This is a genomic window from Ensifer sp. WSM1721 (assembly GCF_000513895.2).
Classification (GTDB): Bacteria; Pseudomonadota; Alphaproteobacteria; order Rhizobiales; family Rhizobiaceae; genus Sinorhizobium.
On the sequence record NZ_CP165782.1, the window covers coordinates 3,266,017 to 3,285,247 of the forward strand.

14 protein-coding genes are annotated in these 19,231 nt (G+C 62.7%); 5 read left to right on the top strand and 9 right to left on the bottom strand.

Features of this window, described 5'->3' with window-relative positions:
• Positions 1–163: 163 nt before the first annotated feature.
• The 4 genes from purH to htpX all read right to left on the bottom strand — a co-directional run bounded on the left by purH (position 164) and on the right by htpX (position 6,275).
• Positions 164–1,774 carry a bifunctional phosphoribosylaminoimidazolecarboxamide formyltransferase/IMP cyclohydrolase gene (gene purH, locus M728_RS15765; protein WP_026619503.1) on the bottom strand — a complete coding sequence of 537 codons (1,611 nt, stop codon included), beginning with the start codon at positions 1,772–1,774 and terminating at the stop codon, positions 164–166.
• A gap of 132 nt (positions 1,775–1,906) precedes the next feature.
• Positions 1,907–3,592: a heparinase II/III family protein gene (locus tag M728_RS15770; protein ID WP_026619502.1), complete on the bottom strand. Its 1,686-nt coding sequence runs from the start codon at positions 3,590–3,592 to the stop codon at positions 1,907–1,909.
• Between the two features lie 311 nt (positions 3,593–3,903).
• Positions 3,904–5,316 (bottom strand): RsmB/NOP family class I SAM-dependent RNA methyltransferase, encoded by a 1,413-nt coding sequence (locus tag M728_RS15775; protein WP_026619501.1) that lies wholly within the window; start codon positions 5,314–5,316, stop codon positions 3,904–3,906.
• A complete protein-coding gene (gene htpX / locus M728_RS15780; RefSeq protein ID WP_026619500.1) occupies positions 5,316–6,275 on the bottom strand; it encodes a zinc metalloprotease HtpX in 960 nt (319 codons plus the stop codon). The genes M728_RS15775 and htpX overlap by 1 nt, the downstream gene beginning before the upstream one ends.
• A gap of 196 nt (positions 6,276–6,471) precedes the next feature.
• On the opposite strand from htpX, the gene M728_RS15785 reads away from it, so the two are divergent.
• Positions 6,472–6,672 (top strand): DUF1674 domain-containing protein, encoded by a 201-nt coding sequence (locus M728_RS15785; protein ID WP_156943368.1) that lies wholly within the window; start codon positions 6,472–6,474, stop codon positions 6,670–6,672.
• 473 nt (positions 6,673–7,145) lie between these two features.
• On the opposite strand, the gene acs is transcribed toward M728_RS15785, so the two are convergent.
• Complete coding sequence (gene acs / locus M728_RS15790; protein ID WP_026619498.1) at positions 7,146–9,095, bottom strand: acetate--CoA ligase; 1,950 nt, start codon at positions 9,093–9,095, stop codon at positions 7,146–7,148.
• A gap of 274 nt (positions 9,096–9,369) precedes the next feature.
• Here acs and M728_RS15795 point away from each other — a divergent pair, with 274 nt between their 5' ends.
• Positions 9,370–10,068, top strand: coding sequence for a DUF1013 domain-containing protein (locus tag M728_RS15795; protein WP_026619497.1), 699 nt, complete (start codon positions 9,370–9,372; stop codon positions 10,066–10,068).
• Positions 10,069–10,282: 214 nt separating this feature from the next.
• Here the strand turns inward: M728_RS15795 and M728_RS15800 are convergent, their stop codons facing one another.
• Together M728_RS15800 and M728_RS15805 are read right to left on the bottom strand one after the other, a co-directional pair.
• Positions 10,283–12,190 (bottom strand): propionyl-CoA synthetase, encoded by a 1,908-nt coding sequence (locus tag M728_RS15800; protein ID WP_026619496.1) that lies wholly within the window; start codon positions 12,188–12,190, stop codon positions 10,283–10,285.
• A 105-nt stretch (positions 12,191–12,295) separates the two neighbouring features.
• Positions 12,296–12,955 carry a YggS family pyridoxal phosphate-dependent enzyme gene (locus M728_RS15805; RefSeq protein WP_026619495.1) on the bottom strand — a complete coding sequence of 220 codons (660 nt, stop codon included), beginning with the start codon at positions 12,953–12,955 and terminating at the stop codon, positions 12,296–12,298.
• A gap of 219 nt (positions 12,956–13,174) precedes the next feature.
• Between M728_RS15805 and leuS the strand changes: the two genes are divergently transcribed.
• Genes leuS through holA form a run of 3 tightly spaced genes read left to right on the top strand, consistent with a single transcriptional unit; the run spans position 13,175 to position 17,384 of the window.
• Positions 13,175–15,805, top strand: a complete 2,631-nt coding sequence (gene leuS, locus M728_RS15810) for a leucine--tRNA ligase (protein ID WP_026619494.1) — start codon at positions 13,175–13,177, stop codon at positions 15,803–15,805.
• Complete coding sequence (locus tag M728_RS15815; protein ID WP_026619493.1) at positions 15,792–16,340, top strand: LPS assembly lipoprotein LptE; 549 nt, start codon at positions 15,792–15,794, stop codon at positions 16,338–16,340. Before leuS ends, M728_RS15815 begins: the two co-directional genes overlap by 14 nt.
• Before the next feature lie 12 nt (positions 16,341–16,352).
• On the top strand, positions 16,353–17,384 hold the full coding sequence (gene holA, locus M728_RS15820; RefSeq protein ID WP_026619492.1) for a DNA polymerase III subunit delta: 1,032 nt from the start codon (positions 16,353–16,355) through the stop codon (positions 17,382–17,384).
• Between the two features lie 117 nt (positions 17,385–17,501).
• Here the strand turns inward: holA and M728_RS15825 are convergent, their stop codons facing one another.
• Positions 17,502–18,392, bottom strand: coding sequence for a ParB/RepB/Spo0J family partition protein (locus tag M728_RS15825; protein WP_026619491.1), 891 nt, complete (start codon positions 18,390–18,392; stop codon positions 17,502–17,504).
• Positions 18,393–18,422: 30 nt separating this feature from the next.
• The gene (locus M728_RS15830; RefSeq protein WP_026619490.1) at positions 18,423–19,217 is read right to left on the bottom strand and encodes a ParA family protein; all 795 of its coding nucleotides are present in this window, start codon (positions 19,215–19,217) and stop codon (positions 18,423–18,425) included.
• Between the last annotated feature and the right edge of the window lie 14 nt (positions 19,218–19,231).

Here is a 19,231-nt window from a genome sequence, read left to right on the forward strand (position 1 = left end):
CTTGACCCGAGGATCCACTCACAAGCCACCAAAGCTCAAGGATGGCGCGCAGTCCGGCGCTCACCGTGCTACCTACCGCACCCGTGCTCGCGGCAACGGTTGAGTCTGGATCCTCGGGTCAAGCCCGAGGATGACCATGTAGAAAGACGGTCCCGGGACAAACTCAATGCCGGAAATGCCGCATGCCGGTGAACACCATGGCGACATTGTGTTCGTTCGCGGCGGCGATGACCTCTTCGTCGCGCATCGAGCCGCCCGGCTGGATGACCGCGGTGGCACCGGCGGCGATCGCGGAGAGGAGACCGTCGGCGAAGGGCAGGAAGGCCTCCGAGGCGACTGCCGAACCGCGCGTCAGCGGCTCAGCGAGGCCAAGAGCCTTGGCCGCCTCCTCCGCCTTGATGGCAGCGATGCGAGCGGAGTCGACGCGGCTCATCTGGCCGGCGCCGATGCCGGCCGTCTGGCCGTCCTTGGCATAGACGACCGCGTTCGACTTGACGTGCTTCGCCACCTTGAAGGCGAACTTCATATCCTCGAGCTCCTGCGCGCTGGGCGCGCGCTTGGTGACGACCTTCAGTTCCAGGTCCTCGACCATGCCATTGTCGCGCGTCTGGACGAGCAGGCCGCCGGCGACCGTCTTGGCGGTGAGACCGGGCGTGCGCGGATCCGGCAGGCCGCCGGCCGCAAGCAGCCTCAGGTTCGGCTTGCGGGCGATGACCGCCTTCGCTTCGTCGCTGACCGACGGTGCGATGATCACTTCGGTGAAGAGCTTGACGATCTCTTCCGCCGTCTCGGCGTCGAGCTCCTGGTTGAGCGCGATGATGCCGCCGAAGGCCGAGGTGGAATCGCAGGCAAGCGCCCGCCGATAGGCTTCCGCGAGCGAGGGCGCGGTCGCCACGCCGCAGGGGTTGGCGTGCTTGATGATCGCGCAAGCCGGTGCCTTTTCCGGCAGGAACTCGGCGACGAGCTCGAAAGCCGCGTCCGTGTCGTTGATGTTGTTGTAGGAGAGCTGCTTGCCCTGCAAGAGCGTTGCCGTTGCCACACCCGGGCGTTGCTCGCCGGTGACGTAGAAACCCGCCTTCTGATGCGGGTTTTCGCCGTAACGCATCTCTTCCTTGAGTACGCCGCCGATGACGCGATGGCGCGGCATGGGGGTGTCGAGCACCTCGGCGAACCAGTTGGAGATCGCCGCATCATAGGCCGCCGTGCGGGCATAGGCCTTGGCCGCCATTTTCTGGCGGAAGGCGTAGCGGGTCGTGCCGCTCGCGATTTCCTCAAGCAGCAGGGAATAGTCGGCCGGATCGGTGACGATCGTCACATAGGCATGGTTCTTGGCCGACGCGCGGATCATAGCCGGGCCGCCGATGTCGATATTCTCGACCGTGGTCGGATAATCGCCGCCCTTGGCGCGGACCTCCTCGAACGGATAGAGATTGATGACGGCGAGATCGATCGCGGCAATGCCGTGCGTGTTCATCGCGCCAACGTGTTCGGCGTCGTCACGAATGGCGAGAAGACCGCCATGAACGCCGGGATGAAGCGTCTTGACGCGGCCGTCCATGATCTCCGGAAAACCCGTCAGCTCCGAAACGTCGCTGACGGGAAGGCCTGCGTGGGTGAGCGCCTTGTGCGTGCCGCCGGTCGAGACCAGCCGCACGCCCTTCTCGTGCAAAGCGCGGGCAAGCTCGACGACGCCGCTCTTGTCGGAAACGGAAAGGAGGGCGGTTTTGATCCGAACCTCGTCCGGGGCGGGGATTTTCTTGGAGGCGACAGCCATCGACCTTGCTCCTTTGGGCAGCGCCGGACGCTTTGGGAACTGGTTCCGGCGATTGGGGTGGCTGCCCGTTAGCATAGCTTGCCCGGGGAAGAAACACTCGGCACCGCGAGAAGCTGGCAGCTTCTTGGATTCCTAGGCCTCGCGCGTGAAAGTCCACTGGATTTCCGGCTGCGCAGCCACGGCGAACGTTACCGTTATCTGCGACGAGGCGCGCACGCCAGAGGGGTCCGCGAAGAAGACGTCCTCCTCGATCGCCAACGCGCCATCTCGGCAGGCAAAGAGCCAGACCTCGCCGTCGGGCGCGGAGAGGTATATCTCGCTCTCGCTGCGCTGGCGCATGCCAATTGCCGGATGAATGTGGAAACGGGCGACCGCGACTCCTGTGTCGGCCGGACCCGGGTCGCTGCCGTCCTCACGCGACAGGCGGTCGCGACCGCGAACCAGGCGGCCGCCGCTCAAAATCCCGATATCGCGCTCGTGAACCAGCCCGAGGGGAGCGAGATAGCCGTCATGGCTCGCCTTGACCGATTCGATGCTTCCGGGCTCATCCCGTCTCTCGACGTCGACACGCGACAGGCCGCTCGTCATGACCGGCCCAATGAAAGCCGACTGCGAAAAGCGGCAGGAGGACGTGTCGTTGATCGTGATCGTGGAATGCGCCGCGGTGAGACGCGCCATCTGCCGGAATCGATCGCCGGCGAATTTCGGTGCGCCGGAATTGATGACGAAACGGCTTCTACCAGACGACATCTCGAAGGAGAGGCAGCCCGCATGAGCGCTTCGCGAAAGATCGACCGAAAGAGGTAGGCCGGTATCCATGATGATGACGGTGTCGCCGAGCGACAGCCGCTCGTATTGGGCATGCGGCAGCGAACGGAAGGGCTCGCCTGCCGTTTCGTCGTAGCGCAGCACCGAGGCCAGCTCGTGCGCAAGCGCCGACGTCGCGCCGTTGAAGAGTGCGAGCTCTCCGCCCTGATGGCGGAAGAAGCGGAGCGCAGGATACATCCGGTCGATACAAGGGATGAGCCGCGACGGTACTTCGTGCCCGAGATTGACATAGGTCTGGCGGAGCGGCAGCAGATCGAGCAGCAGATCGAGGCCCGCCCGCGGGTTGCGCGAAAAATGGGCGCCGTCAGGCAGGATCTGACGATCGAGCTCCAGATCGAGATGACGCGCCGCCTTGCGGATCGCAGAGGCCGAGGCCGGCATCGCGACCGACGCCATGGCAATTGCGAGGCGGGCCCTCAGCCGCGCCTCCCCGTCGGGAACGGTCTGGGCAATGTGGCGCAGATAGCGGATCTGGAAGGCGAGGCTCTTCAGGAAGCGCCGATAGAACCCGTGCTCCGCATTGCGCAGCACCACCGGCGAATGCGACAGCCAGGCGACGATACGGTGGGCGACGACATCCGCCTTCCAGGGAATGCCGCCGATGCTGCGACCGTGGCTGCCGATCCATTCGTCCATGATCTGGCGCAGTTTCACATAGCCGGCTTCGTCCTGGACGGCACGCATGTGGCGCAGCCAGCCGAAGGAATGCAGCCGGATCGCGAACTCGTGCGAGGGCAAGTCGATCTCGAAGGGCGATTCGCCTTCCGTGTCGAGCACGCGGCCGCCCAACGGATAACGACCCTCTAGAATTTCCTCGGCGACGAAGGGATCGATCGCCCTGAGATCGGTGGGCGCGACGATCAACCGATCGGGCGTCGAGCCGGCAAAGCGGAGCGCAGTCATGCGGCCGAGCGCAAGCCGGCGCGAAAAGCGGCGCCAGCCTTCGCGCAGGTACAGGTAGAGGAGCCTTCGTTTATTGGAGAACGGCATCGGCGCCCGTGGGTTTCCTCATGACTGCAACGGACCCTTCGAAGCGCTTGAGAAACGCCTGCGCGGATCGCGCCTGATTCTCTTTCTTAAGCGGCGTGCATCTTGCAAACGCACGAAAGGACGCTGTGGCACTTTGAATTGCGTCATGATCCTTGAACTGATCTCTGATTTCAGGATCATGCAGTAGGCCGAATGGTGCCGGAAGGATTATTAAACTTTTATCAATCTGGCGCCATTGATAGGCGGGCGCCCCCGAAAGCGTCAATTGTCGCGCCAAAACAGGCTGTTGACGGAGCCGCCGCAGGCCGCGCTCAAACCCGCCCCCGGCGCAGCACCGCGGCATAGAAACCGTCGAGCCCGCCGGAAAAAGGCGGATCGAGCGGCAGCATGGCGGGCGTCGTGCGGAACTCTCCGAGGGGAGTGATCGCCTCTTCGAGTCCCGGCCAGTCGGCCGCGGCAACCGGAACACGCTCGCACCCGCCATCGGCCAGAACACGGGCCACAACCTCCTCGCCCTCACGCGGATCAAGCGAGCAATTGGAAAAGACGACCAGGCCACCGGGTTTCACGATGGAAAGCGCGTGGCGAAGCAGGCGCTCCTGCAGGCGCGCGAGCTTCTCGACGTCTTCCGGCCCCTTGGTCCAGAGTACATCCGGATGCCGCCTCGTCGTGCCGGTCGACGAGCAGGGCGCATCGAGAAGCGCGGCGTCGAAGAGCTCTTCCGGCTGGAATGCGGCCATGTCGATCTCCTTCGTGCGGGCTTCAAAGCCGAGCCGATCGAGATTGGCTTTGAGGCGCTTGAGCCTGCTCGACGACTGGTCGAGCGCCATCACGTCTGCACCGGCCAGCACAAGCTGGGCCGTCTTGCCTCCGGGAGCGGCGCAGAGGTCCACTACCGTCTTGCCGGCGATATCTCCAAAAAGACGCGCCGGAATGGAGGCGGCCGCATCCTGGACCCACCACGCGCCTTCCGCAAAACCGGGCAGCGACGGGATCGCGCCGGAAAAGTCGCCGAGCCTGACGGAACCGGTCGGCAGGACCGTGCCGCCGAGGCGCTCGGCCCAGGAGGCGGGATCGGACTTCACCGAGAGATCGATGGCGGCAGGAACGAGTTGCGCTTCCGATATGCGCTCAGCCTCAGCGCGGCCGTAGTGCGTGACAAGTCTTTCATGGAACCAGGCCGGTATCGCCGAAACGGTGCCGACCTTTTCGAGAATGGCCTCCTTCTCACGCGAAAGCCGCCGGAGCACGGCGTTGACGAGGCTCGCGAAGCGTCGGTTGCGCGGGTCTGCCTGAGCCTGCTCGACTGCAAGATCGACGGCGGAATGATCGGGAACATCCAGATAGAAGATTTGCGCTGCGGCAACGGTCAGCACATGTTCGAGAGCGCGCGCGCCCTCCGGCAACGGCGTCTGCAACAGCGAATCGATGGCGGCCTTTATGCGCGGCAGATGGCGGAGCGCGGAATTGAGGATGGCGCGTACCAGCGCGCGGTCGGCTTCACTGAGCTCGCGATAGGCTGGGTTTCCATGCTCCTGGTCGAGCATGCCGTCGAGCGGCGTCTTGCGGTCGATCACGGCGCCCAAGATCTTGGCGGCGGCCTGACGACTTCTCAGCCCTGGCTTCGCCGCCGCGGCAGCGCCGCGGCGCGAGTCTTCCGTTCGGGACGGCTTGTGGATTCGGGCTCGTTTCGGACGTGAATCGTTTCTTCTATCTTCGGACATCAGGACCAGGGGCCTTTCGGCGGTTCGGAACCACCGCGACCCCAGCCGGTTCTCGGGACAGAGCGCGATTTGCGCACGTGACTATCAGCGCGAACCGGCGCCGTCGAGCCCGTCGCCATCTCCTGGGCCATTCTCTCCAGCGCCGCGACACGGTTTTCCGTGTTGGGATGGGTCGAAAAGAGATTGTCCATTCGCTCGCCCGAGAGCGGATTGATGATGAACATATGCGCGGTCGCGGGATTGCGCTCGGCGTCGTCATTGTGGATGACGTGCGCGGCTCCGGCGATTTTTCTAAGCGCAGTGGCAAGCCAGAGCGGGTTGCCGCAGATTTCCGCGCCGCGCCGATCGGCGGAATATTCGCGCGTGCGGCTGATCGCCATCTGCACCAGGGCGGCCGCTAGCGGCGCGACGATCATCGCGATCAGCACACCGATGAAGCCGAGAGGATTGTTGTTCTCGCGGTTGCCGCCGAAGAAGAAGGCGAAATTGCCGAGCATCGAAATCGCACCGGCAAGGGTTGCGGTGATCGTCATCGTCAATGTGTCGCGATTCTGGATATGCGCTAACTCGTGTGCCATGACGCCGGCGACCTCCTCGTAGGAGAGCGAGTGCAGCAGGCCCGTAGAGGCGGCGACCGCCGCGTTCTGAGGGTTGCGACCGGTGGCAAAGGCGTTCGGCTGCGGGCTGTCGATGACATAAACGCGCGGCATCGGCAGGCCGGCGTTCCGCGCCAAATCGCGCACGATGCCGTAATATTCGGGGGCGCTGCGCTCGTCGACCTCCTGCGCGCGATACATGGCGAGCACCATGCGATCGGAGTTCCAGTAGGAGAAGAAGTTCATGCCCGCGGCGATCACGAGGGCGATCATCATGCCGCCTCGGCCGCCGATGACATAGCCGACGGCCATGAAGAGGACGGTCATGAAGGCGAGCAGCATTGCGGTGCGCACGAGGTTCATGAATGAGCTCCAGCCATGTTCGTATCGTCGTCCGGTGCGGCGATCCGGTGGAAAACCAAGCGCGACTGCTTTCTGTTCCGCCTATATCGCCCGAACGTTTCACGTGAATCAGGTTTTCCGTTCGCACGGAAGCGCTTATATGATGGGGATAAACACTCCGCGCTTCAATATCGTCACGATACACCGGCACCTCGAGATGCAGAACGACAACGACAATTCCCCCGATCATCCCAAACGGCCGCTGCCGCCGGCCGCCCTTCGCGCGCTCGAGGAGGCGGAGGAGCGGCGGCGCGCCGAACAGCCGAAGGAAATGCCTGCCGAAGTCGGCGGGCGCGGCGGTCTCGATCCGGCCCGCTTCGGCGACTGGGAGATCAAGGGTCGGGCGATCGATTTCTGATATTGCGGGTCTAGTGGGGCCCACGTGTGGACGTGCGGCGACCCATATTATTTCACATTATCTCGCCCCGGTGCTTACCGTCCCTCTGAAGGTCGTTTCCTTCCCGAAATCACCGTCGTCAATTGGTGCATGTCGCCCAAAAGTGTGCAGCGGTTTTGAGATGACGACATGCACAAAAACAAACACCTAAAGCGCGTCGCACGAATCCGATTGAATGCGACGCCCTAACCGCCTCGGAAGAGATAGAGTGCCAATCACGCGCCAACGTGAACTTTGCGCGCCAATCCTCCTGTGGTCATCCTCGGGCTTGACCCGAGGATCCAATCTTAGGCTTGCGCATGGATCCTCGGGTCAAGCCCGAGGATGACGGAGGAGATGAGCCAAAATACCAGTACGGCTGATGTGCTCAGGCGGCTCAGAAAGAGACTCCGGCTAAAGAAGCCAGCCCCAGCCGAGAGCCCGGGCATCCGACATCAAGCGCGGTTCTGACGATTGGCGATCAGGTCGTCGACAACCGCCGGATCTGCAAGCGTCGACGTATCGCCGAGGGAACCGAAATCATCCTCGGCGATCTTGCGGAGAATCCGGCGCATGATCTTGCCCGAGCGCGTCTTCGGCAGGCCGGGGGCGAACTGGATCTTGTCGGGCGTCGCGATCGGCCCGATCTCGGAGCGGACATGCTTGACGAGTTCTTGGCGCAACTCGTCACTGCCGACCTCGCCCGCCATCAGCGAGACATAGCAATAGATGCCCTGTCCCTTTATCGGGTGCGGATAGCCGACGACCGCCGCCTCCGAGACGAGGTGGTGCGACACGAGCGCGGATTCGACTTCGGCCGTACCGAGACGATGGCCGGAGACATTGAGCACGTCATCGACGCGGCCGGTGATCCAATAGTACCCGTCCTCGTCGCGGCGGCAGCCGTCGCCGGTGAAGTATTTGTCCCTGTAAGTCGAGAAATAGGTCTGCACGAAGCGCTCATGATCGCCGTAGACAGTGCGCATCTGCCCCGGCCAACTGTCGACGATGCAGAGATTGCCATCGGCCGGCCCCTCGAGCACCTTGCCTTCATTGTCGACGATCTGCGGCTGGACGCCGAAGAAGGGGCGTGTCGCCGAACCCGCCTTGAGATCGGTCGCGCCGGGCAGGGGCGTGATCAGGATGCCGCCGGTTTCCGTCTGCCACCAGGTATCGACGATCGGGCAGCGCTCATCGCCGACGACGTGGTAGTACCACTCCCAGGCTTCCGGATTGATCGGCTCGCCGACCGTTCCGAGCAGACGCAGCGAGGAGCGCGACGAGCGCTTGACGGAGTCGTCGCCGGCGCCCATCAGCGAACGGATCGCGGTCGGGGCCGTGTAGAAGATATTGACCTTGTGCTTGTCGACCACTTCCCAGAAACGGCCCGCATCCGGAAAGTTCGGCACGCCTTCGAACATCAGCGTCGTCGCCGCGTTGGCGAGCGGCCCGTAGACGATATAGGAATGGCCCGTCACCCAGCCGACATCGGCGGTGCACCAATAGATATCGCCGTCGTGGTAGTCGAACACATATTGATGCGTCATCGAGGCGTAGACGAGATAACCGCCGGTCGTGTGAAGAACGCCCTTCGGCTTGCCGGTCGAACCGGACGTGTAGAGGATGAACAGCGGATCTTCGGCGTTCATCTTCTCGGGCGGACAATGCGGCTCGACTGTGGCGATTTCCTGGTGGTACCAGAGATCGCGTGCCGGCGCCCATGCGACCTTGCCGCCGGTACGGCGCACGACCAGCACCTTGTTGACCATCACATACTGCTTGGCGGCAATGTGGATCGCCGTGTCGGTATTTTCCTTGAGCGGCACCGGCTTGCCGCCGCGCACGCCCTCATCGCAGGTGATGACGAAAGTGGACTCGCAATCGACGATGCGGCCGGCGAGCGCCTCCGGCGAGAACCCGCCGAAAACGACCGAGTGGATGGCGCCGATACGGGCGCAGGCGAGCATTGCATAGGCCGCCTCGGGGATCATCGGCATGTAGATTGTGACGCGGTCACCCTTCTTGACGCCATGCTTCTTCAAGACGTTGGCAAGCCGGCAAACCTTGTCGTAGAGCTCGTTATAGGTGATTTTCTTGTCGAGATAGGGGTTATCCCCTTCCCAGATGATCGCGGTCTTCTCGCCGTGTGTCTTGAGGTGCCGGTCGATGCAATTGTAGGAGACGTTGGTGAGCCCGTCTTCGAACCACTTGATCGAGACATTACCCTCGAAGGATGTGTCCTTGACCTTGGTATAAGGCTCGAACCAATCGATACGCTTTCCGTGCTCGCCCCAGAACTTGTCCGGATCTGCAACGCTCTCTTCATACCATTTGAGGTAAGTCTCATTGTCGATGAGAGTGCGGTTCTTGGCCGCTTCCAGGACCGGGTGGGTCTTGACGTCCATATTCTTCCTCCCTGCGCATTTCTGCCTGGATCTCGATGATCGTGGGTCGAATCCTCCCAGAACATCAACATGATCCGCTCTTCAGCGGCACTCCAACCGCCCTTTGGACGATTCATAGCAGGTCAAAGCACGGCCGCAATTAGACAAAAGCACATTTGGAAGTGAAGAATTGCAATTTCGAGACAAGAACGGTATAGAACGCCCAATTCCCGGAAATCAGTGGTAGACTCCACGGCCCGCGACACCGGCGCGGACGGACAAAAGGACTATATCCATGGCTCAGCAACTGCTTATGCCCAAGGCAACAGCCGTCTGGCTCGTTGACAACACCGCCCTCTCGTTCGACCAGATCGCGCAGTTCTGCAAGCTGCACCCGCTCGAAGTCAAAGCGATTGCCGACGGTGAATCGGCACAGGGCATCAAGGGCCTCGATCCCATCGCCACCGGTCAACTTTCGCGCGACGAGATCGCCCGCGCCGAGGCAAATCCGAACCACAAGCTCAAGCTCTCCGAACCGAAGGTCCGCGTTCCGGATTCAAAGCGCAAGGGGCCGCGCTACACGCCGGTCTCCAAGCGTCAGGACCGTCCGAACGCCATTCTCTGGCTGGTGCGCAACCATCCGGAACTGAAGGACGCCCAGATTTCGCGCCTCGTCGGCACGACGAAGTCGACGATCGAGCAGATTCGCGAACGCACCCATTGGAACTCGGCCAATCTGACACCGATGGATCCGGTCACCCTCGGCCTCTGCTCGCAGATCGATCTCGATCTCGAGGTCGAGCGCGCCGCCAAGGGCCGCCCGCTGCCGACGGCGGCCGAGGCGGGTGCGACGCTCGAAGCGGCACGCGAAACCGAGAAGCTCAACTACGACTTCGAACGCGAGGAGGAGAAGGAAATCGACGCCGATGCCGTCTTCGCCAAACTGAAGTCGCTGAAATCGGACCGCAAGGACGAGGACGACGACGAATACTGATCGCGTCGCCATCGACAACATGTAAAAAACCTGGGCCGCACGGTCCGGGTTTTTTGTTGGCAAGACCTTACGCCCAGCGAAGCAGGCGCCGGATTTTGCGGCGTGATCCGGAGATAGAACTTCGAATCTAAATACTTTAGATCATTTCATTGTTTCACTGAAACTGTGAAATGATCTAACTCTCTGAAACTCCGCAATTTCCGGACGGATTTCTCTAGACACCGATCCCCTTCGCGCGAAGCGCCTCTGCGATCTCGTCGAGGATCGCCGGATCGTCGATCGTCGCCGGCATCTTCCAGGGCTGGCGGTCGGCGATCTTCTGGATCGTCGAACGCAGGATCTTGCCGGAACGCGTCTTCGGCAGTCGCTTGACGCAGATGGCGGTCCTGAAGGCGGCGACGGGGCCGATGCGTTCGCGCACGAGACCGATGACCTCCTGCTCGATTTCCGCCGTTTCACGGGAAACATTGGAATTGATGACTAGGAAACCGGCAGGCACCTGCCCCTTGAGCGGGTCGGCAATGCCGATCACGGCGCATTCGGCGACGTCCGGATGGCTGGCACAGACCTCCTCCATCGCACCCGTCGACAGCCGGTGCCCGGCGACGTTAATGATGTCGTCGGTGCGCGCCATGATGAAGATATAGCCGTCCTCGTCGATATAGCCGGCGTCCGCCGTCTTGTAGAAGCCGGGATATTCCTCGAGATAGGCAGCATGGAAGCGGTCATCGGCGTTCCAGAGCGTCGGCAGGCAACCGGGGGGCAAGGGCAACTTGATAACGACGTTGCCGAGCGTCCGGGCTTCCACCGGGTGGCCGGCATCGTCGAGGACCCGCACGTCATAGCCGGGTAACGGAACCGCCGGCGAACCGTATTTCACCGGAAGCAAGCCGAGGCCCATGGGATTGCCGGCGACGGGCCAGCCGGTTTCCGTCTGCCACCAATGGTCGATGACGGGCACGCTGAGCGCTCGTTCGGCCCAGCGGATCGTGTCCGGATCAGCGCGCTCTCCGGCGAGATAGAGGGCGCGGAAGCGCGACAGATCGTAAGGCGCGACATACGAAGCCTCCGGATCCTCCTTGCGGATGGCGCGCAGCGCCGTCGGCGCCGTGAACATGACCGCGACGCCGTGTTCGGCGATGATGCGCCAATAGGTTCCGGCATCCGGCGTTCCGACCGGCTTGCCTTCGAAGAGGATCGAGGTGCAGCCGTGGATGAGCGGCCCGTAGACGATATAGGAGTGCCCGACCACCCAGCCGATGTCGGACGCCGCCCAGAAGACTTCGCCCGGCTGTACGCCGAAGAAATTCTCCATCGACCATTTGAGCGCGACCATGTGGCCGCCGTTATCGCGCACGACGCCCTTTGGCTGTCCGGTGGTTCCAGAGGTGTAGAGCACATAGAGCGGGTCGGTGGAGGCGACCGGCGTAGAGGGTAAGTCCTCCCCGGCCTCCTTCTCCGTGGCAAGCGCCTCGGCGAAATCGATGTCGCGGCCCGGCAGCATGTCTGCGGTGAGCATGTCGCGCTGGAAGATCAGGCAATGGGCGGGTTTGTTGCCAGCGATCTCGATCGCGTGGTCGAGCAGAGGCTTGTAGGCAACGGTACGCCCGGGCTCCAGGCCGCAGCTTGCCGAGACGACGAGCTTGGCCTGGCAATCATCAATGCGAACGGCGAGCTCATTGGCGGCGAAACCACCGAAGACGACGGAATGCACCGCGCCGATGCGCGCTGCCGCCAGCATGGCGATCGCCGCTTGAGGGATCATCGGCATATAGATGATGATCCGGTCGCCCTTGCCGATGCCAAGCTTGCGGTAGACCGCCGCCATCGCCTTCACGTCCGCGAGCAGCGAGGCATAGGAGATCTTCTCAATCCGGCCGGTGACGGGGCTGTCGTAGATGAAGGCCGCCTGCTCACCGCGTCCCGCCTCCACGTGGCGATCGAGACAATTATAGCAGGTGTTGGTGGCGCCATCGACGAACCAATGTCCATAGGTCCCGCATTCAGGCTCGAAAATCCGCTCGGGCTTCTTGAACCAGTCGATCGCCTGAGCGGCATCGGCCCAGAATCCGTGCGGATCGGCTTTCCACGCGGCATACACTTCGGAATAGCGGCTCGCCATCTCCGTTCCTCCCATTGACTTTTCCGGACGAAAAGCCCGGCTCCTCGGCTAACGAGGATAGGCCAACGGAGATAAAGGTGAAGCCCGACGAAAGGGGAACGGCGCTCAGCGTGCGCCGAAGATGGCGGAGCCGACCCGCACGCTCGTGGCACCGAAAGCGATCGCGGTTTCGAAATCGCCGGACATGCCCATGGAGAGCTTTGCAAGGTCGCACTGCGCCGCAAGCTTGGCGAGCAAGGCGAAATGCGGGCCCGGATTCTCCTCGAAAGGCGGAATGCACATCAGCCCTTCGATGTTCAAGCCCAGTTCACCGCGGCAGAAGCGGACGAAGGCGACCGTCTCTTCCGGGGCCACGCCCGCCTTCTGCGGTTCGAGGCCGGTATTGACCTGCACGTAAAGCCGGAGATTACGCCCCTGGCGCTTCATTTCCGCGGAAACGGCGCGGGCGATCTTCTCCCGATCGATCGTCTCGATAACGTCGAACAGCGCCACCGCGTCCGCGGCCTTGTTGGATTGCAGCGGGCCGATCAGGTGCAGCTCGAGATTTGGCGTTTCGTTTCTAAGCTCAGGCCACTTCGCCTGCGCCTCCTGCACGCGGTTTTCGCCGAAGACGCGCTGGCCGGCGGCGATGACGGGCCGTATCGCCTCGGCACCAAAGGTTTTTGAAACGGCAACCAGGCCAACCGCATGCTCCGGACGGTTCGCAGCTTTTTCGCTCTCACGAATCCGGCTCAGGACCTCGCTTAGCCGCTCCTCGACTTCCATCCTCATGCTCCCGATCCAAGAACCGCTTCGACAACTCCCTGCGGATTATTGAAACTTGCGCTGCTTGCCAAGCCCGCGTGAGGTCCGACGGCTGGAATACGCCAAAGTTCGGTGCCAAACCCTTCAAAACTTGACGCTTGAGTGGTTTCGTGATGAAGGTCACGCCAGCTATCATGAGGGCTTTGGCCCCGCAGGTTTTCCGGAACATCGACAAAAGACATGGCTACCGAACGATATAATCCGCGCGATGCCGAACCGCGCTGGCAGCAGGAATGGGAAGCACGCAAGGTCTTCGAGACGAAGAACGACGATCCGCGCGAGAAATATTACGTGCTGGAGATGTTCCCCTATCCGTCCGGGCGGATCCACATGGGGCATGTGCGCAACTACACCATGGGCGACGTTGTCGCCCGCTACAAGCGCGCCCGCGGCTTCAATGTGCTGCATCCGATGGGCTGGGATGCCTTCGGCATGCCGGCGGAGAACGCCGCTATGGAGCGCGGCGTGCATCCGGCCGGCTGGACCTACCAGAACATCGGCTCGATGAAGGCGCAACTCAAGGTGATGGGCCTTTCGCTCGACTGGAGCCGCGAATTCGCGACCTGCGATCCCGCCTATTATCAGCGCCAGCAATACCTCTTCCTCGATTTCCTGGAAAAGGGCCTGGTCTACCGAAAGCAATCCAAGGTCAATTGGGATCCGGTCGACAATACCGTGCTTGCCAACGAGCAGGTGATCGACGGCCGCGGCTGGCGCTCTGGCGCGCTCGTCGAGCAGCGCGAGCTGACGCAATGGTTCTTCCGTATCACCGATTTCAGCCAGGACCTGCTCGACGCGCTGGACACGCTGGATCAGTGGCCGGAAAAAGTGCGGCTGATGCAGAAGAACTGGATCGGCCGCTCCGAAGGCCTGCTGCTCAGATGGGAGCTCGACCCGTTAACGGTTCCCGACGGCACGAAGGAGGTGACCGTTTATACCACGCGTCCGGATACGCTCTTCGGGGCCTCGTTCCTGGCGATCGCGGCCGATCATCCGCTCGCCAAGGAAGCGGCCGAGAAGAGCGCCGAAGTCGAGGCCTTCTGCGAGGAGTGCCGGCGCGCCGGCACGTCGCTCGCCGACCTCGAGACGGCGGAGAAGAAAGGCATCGACACCGGTATCCGTGCCAAGCATCCGCTCGACCCGACTTGGGAGCTGCCGGTCTATGTCGCCAATTTCGTGCTGATGGATTACGGCACGGGCGCGATCTTCGGCTGCCCGTCCGGCGACCAGCGCGACCTGGACTTCGCCCGCAAGTACGGCCTGTCGGTCGTGCCGGTCGTGATGCCGAATGACGCCGACGCCGCCACCTTCACGATCGGAGACGAGGCCTATGTCGGCGACGGCGTGATGATCAATTCACGCTTCCTCGACGGGCTCTCGACCGAAGAGGCCTTTGAGACGATCGCCTCGAAGCTCGAGAAGGACACGCTGAACGGCATCCCGCGCGCCGAGCGCAAGGTCAATTTCCGCCTGCGCGACTGGGGCATCTCCCGTCAGCGCTATTGGGGCTGCCCGATCCCCGTCATCCATTGCGACGACTGCGGCGTCGTTCCGGTGCCGAAGGCGGACCTGCCGGTCACGCTGCCGCCGGACGTCACCTTTGACAAGCCCGGCAACCCGCTCGACCGGCATCCGACCTGGCGGCACGTCGCCTGCCCCGTGTGCGGCAAGGACGCGCGCCGGGAAACCGACACGATGGACACTTTCGTCGATTCCTCTTGGTACTTCGCCCGCTTCACCGCCCCCTGGGAGGACAAGCCGACCGATCCGAACGCCGCCAACCACTGGCTGCCGGTCGACCAGTATATCGGCGGCATCGAGCACGCGATCCTGCACCTGCTCTATTCCCGCTTCTTCACCCGGGCGATGAAGGCCGCGGGCCACGTGGCGATTGACGAGCCCTTCAAGGGGCTCTTCACGCAGGGCATGGTCGTGCACGAGACCTATAGCCGCGGCGAGGGTGCGCAGCGGGAGTGGATCACCCCCGCCGAAGTCCGCATCGAGGAAGTCGACGGCCAGCGACGCGCAGTTCTCATCGAGACGGGAGAGGAAATCGCTATCGGCTCGATCGAGAAGATGTCGAAGTCGAAGAAGAACGTCGTCGATCCGGACGACATCATCGGCTCCTACGGCGCCGACACGGCACGCTTCTTCGTCCTGTCCGATTCGCCGCCGGACCGTGACGTCATCTGGTCCGAGGCGGGCGTCGAAGGCGCCCATCGATTCGTCCAGCGCGTCTGGAGGCTCATCGCCGAGGCCGCGGAAAACCTGCGCGGCGTCGAAGCGGCCCCAGCGACGGAAGACGAGGGGCTTGCCGTATCCCAGGCCGCGCACCGCACGCTCAAAGCGGTGGAAGCCGACTACGACAAGCTCGCCTTCAACAAGGCGGTCGCGCGGATCTATGAACTGGTCAACACGCTGGCGGCACCGCTGACACAAGTCGCCGGCGGCAAGGCCGATCCGGTACTGACCGCCGCTGTCAAGGACGCAACCGCGATCCTGATCAATCTGATCGCACCGATGATGCCGCATCTGGCAGAAGAATGCTGGCGCGAGATCGGCGGTGACGGGATCATGGCCGAAAGGCCGTGGCCGAAGTTCGATGGGGCTCTCGTCATGGAGAACGAGATCACCCTGCCGGTGCAGATCAACGGCAAGAAGCGCGCCGATTTGACAATTGCGCGCGACGCAGATCAGAGTGCGATCGAAAGCGCCGTTCTGGCGCTGGACGCCGTGAAGACCGCGCTCAACGGCGGCAGCCCGAAAAAGATCATCGTCGTGCCTCAAAGGATCGTCAATGTCGTTGTCTGATAAAGCTGGCTTCCGTCTTCGGTCCTTTCCCGTCCTCGCCGGTGTCCTGCTGCTGACCGCGCTCGGCGGCTGCCAGGTGCGGCCGCTTTATTCAGACGGCCCTACCGGTTCGACCGCGACGGCGCTTGCCTCGATCGAGATTTCGGAGGCGGAGAATCGTGTCGAGCAGGAAGTCCGGAATGCCCTCATCTTTCTGACATCGGGCGGCAAGGGCGAACCTGTCAATCCGCAATATCATCTGGCGCTTAACGTCTCGCACCGGACGATGGGCGTGCTCTATGACAATACCGATGATGATGACGACGATGACGATGACCCGGGCGCCGGCCGCATCGTCGTGAAGGCGGACTACAACCTGACGAAGGCGGCCACGGGGGAGACGGTGAAGGCGGGCTACCGCACGGCCGTCGCGCTCGTCGACTTCCCCCAACAGGAATTCGCGAAGGTGCGCGCGGTCCGTGACGGCGAGAACCGCGCCGCGAAGGAACTGGCAGAGATCATCAGCGCCGATATTGCCGCCGCCCTCGGCCGCTGATCCGGTAGTGGCATGAGCGAGGTCAAGTCGCACGAGTTCGATAACTTCCTGCAGAGGTCTGCGGCGAGCTATCGGCTTTTCCTGCTCTATGGTCCCGATCGCGGCCTCGTCTCCGAAAGGGCCGCGCAGCTCGCTGGTGCCTTTGGCATACCGCTCGATGATCCCTTCGCCGTGGTCAAGCTTGATGCAACGCAGTTGCAAGGGGCTGGAAGCGTGCTCGATGAGGTCAATGCCATTGGCCTCTTCGGCGGCGAGAAGCTCGTCTGGGTGCGCGGAGCATCCGCCGAGAAAGGGCTTTCCGAGGCGCTGCAGATTCTCGCCGCCGAGCCGCCGGCCGGAAGCCGCCTCATCATCGAGGCCGGCGATCTCAAGAAGGGGGCCGCGCTCAGGAAGGTGGGGGAAGCGAACCGCACCGTGGCCTCGATCGCCTGCTACAGCGACGATGTCCGCAGCCTTCACGCGCTAATAGACAAGGAACTTTCCGAAGCGGGCCTGCGCATAAGCCCGGCGGCGCGTGAGCGCCTCGTCGACGCGCTTGGCGGCGATCGCATGGCCTCGCGCAACGAGATCCGCAAGCTCGCGCTCTACTGCCGCGGCAAGGAGATCGTCGACGAGGAGGACGTCCTCGGCATCGTCGGCGACGCCAGCGCCATTTCGGTCGACGATGCGGTCGATGCGGTGCTGCAGGGCGACACGGACGCGCTGCTTCACGCCATGAAAAAGATCACCACCTCGAAAACGCCGCCGTTTCTGGTGCTTCAGGCCTGTTTGCGGCAGTTCCAGCAACTCGACGTGATGCGCGCGGAAATGGACGCAAACCGTCAGTCGGCCGGTCAGGTGATCGCCAGCCTGGGGCGCGGCCTGCATTTTCGCCGCAAGCCGATCGTCGAGGCGGCGCTGAAGCATTGGACTGCCCCGGCCATAAGACGCGAACTGAGCCGGCTACAGGCAACGATCTATCAGAGCCGCGCTCGCCAGAGCCTGGAAGAGAGTCTCGTTATCCAGAATCTGCTGGCGATTACGATCCAATCGGCAAAGCGTTGAAGCAGCTCCACCGATACGCGCGGCCGCGAACGAGAAAGAGCCCAGAACTGCAACGCAGTTGCCGATAGTTGCACTGGGGCGTCATCTTAGGTCAGAAGGTGATTTGTCGCACGACGCTCAGCGCCGTTCGAGCAGCCGGCAAATCTCTTCGAGTTGATCGAGCGTCTTATAGGCGATCTTCAGGTGTCCGCCGCTGGCCCTATGGCTGACCGTAACCTCGAGGCCGAGACTGTCCGAAAGGGTGCGTTCGAGCGCCAGCGTATCGGCATCCTTTTCCTCGCGATGCCGTCCCTTGGCGAAATTGGGGTCGTTCTGCGCCTTGATATCGTTCTGCGCCAGACGCTCCGCCTCGCGCACCGAAAGCCCTTTGGAAACGATTGTGCGCGCCAGCGCCAATGGGTCCGAGGTCGGAATGAGCGCACGCGCGTGGCCCGCCGACAGACTGCCATCCGACAGCATGTCGCGCACCGGCTCCGGCAGTTTCAAAAGCCGCAGGCTGTTGGCGACATGGCTTCGGCTCTTGCCGATAATGTCACCGAGATCATTCTGGGTGTAGCCATGCTCGGCGATCAGTTGCTCATAGCCGAGAGCTTCTTCGAGCGGATTGAGGTCGGAGCGCTGGACGTTCTCGACGATTGCGATCTCGAGCGCCGTGCGATCATCAACATCGCGCACGATCACCGGAATCTCGGTGAAGCCTGCGAGTTGTGCCGCCCGCCAGCGCCTTTCGCCGGCGATGATCTCGTAGCGCTCGTGGCCGACCGTGCGCACGACGACGGGCTGCACGATGCCGTGCTGGCGGATCGAGCTTGCCAGATCCTGCAGTTCGGCTTCGTCGAATTGCCGGCGCGGGTTGCGGGGATTGCGCGACACGAACTCGATCGGCACGCGGCGGTCCGGGTTGAGCGGGGCGGCCGGTGCGGCGCCGGTCTGCAACGGCTGATCCATTTCGCCGATCAAGGCGGCCAGGCCGCGACCAAGGCGTCTCTTGGAACTGTCGTCGTTCATATGTCACCCATTATTACGCTAACGAAACGATTATGCCGCCCTGCGTTGCCGCTCCCGCTGAATCACTTCCGAGGCGAGTTGCAGATAGGCTTGGCTGCCGGCGCATTTCAAATCGTAAAGAATCGCCGGCTTACCGTATGACGGCGCCTCCGACACGCGGACATTGCGCGGGATCAAAGTGTGATAGACCTTGTCGCCAAGGTGCGTGCGGACGTCGCTGACCACCTGCTGTGCAAGATTGTTGCGGGAGTCGAACATTGTCAGGACAATTCCCTGAATGTCCAGGCTTGGATTGACGGTGCGGCGCACCTGATCCACCGTCTCCAGCAATTGGCTGAGACCCTCCAAGGCGAAGAACTCGCACTGCAGCGGGACTAGAACCGAATGCGCAGCAGCCATGGCGTTCATCGTCAAGAGATTGAAGGATGGCGGGCAGTCGACCAAAACGTAGGAATAAGCCAACGCCTCCGGTGATCCCAGCGCCTTGCGCAGCCGAAAGACGCGATCGGGCTCCCGGGAAATCTCCATTTCGATGCCAAGCAGATCCATCGTCGAGGGGACGATGGAGAGGTTCGGCACCGCAGTGCTTTGGGCGATTTGACCGATGGAGTGCGTCCCCATCATCAGTTCATAGGAGGACAGGTGCCGGTCGCGGCGCTGAATTCCAAGCCCGGTGCTCGCATTTCCCTGCGGGTCGAGATCGACAATCAACACCCTCTCGCCGATCGCCGCCAGGGCTGTCGCAAGATTGATGGCGGTCGTCGTCTTGCCGACGCCGCCCTTCTGGTTGGCAATAGTGATAATCCGATTTCTTGGGCCAAACATGTTTCGCTCGCCTA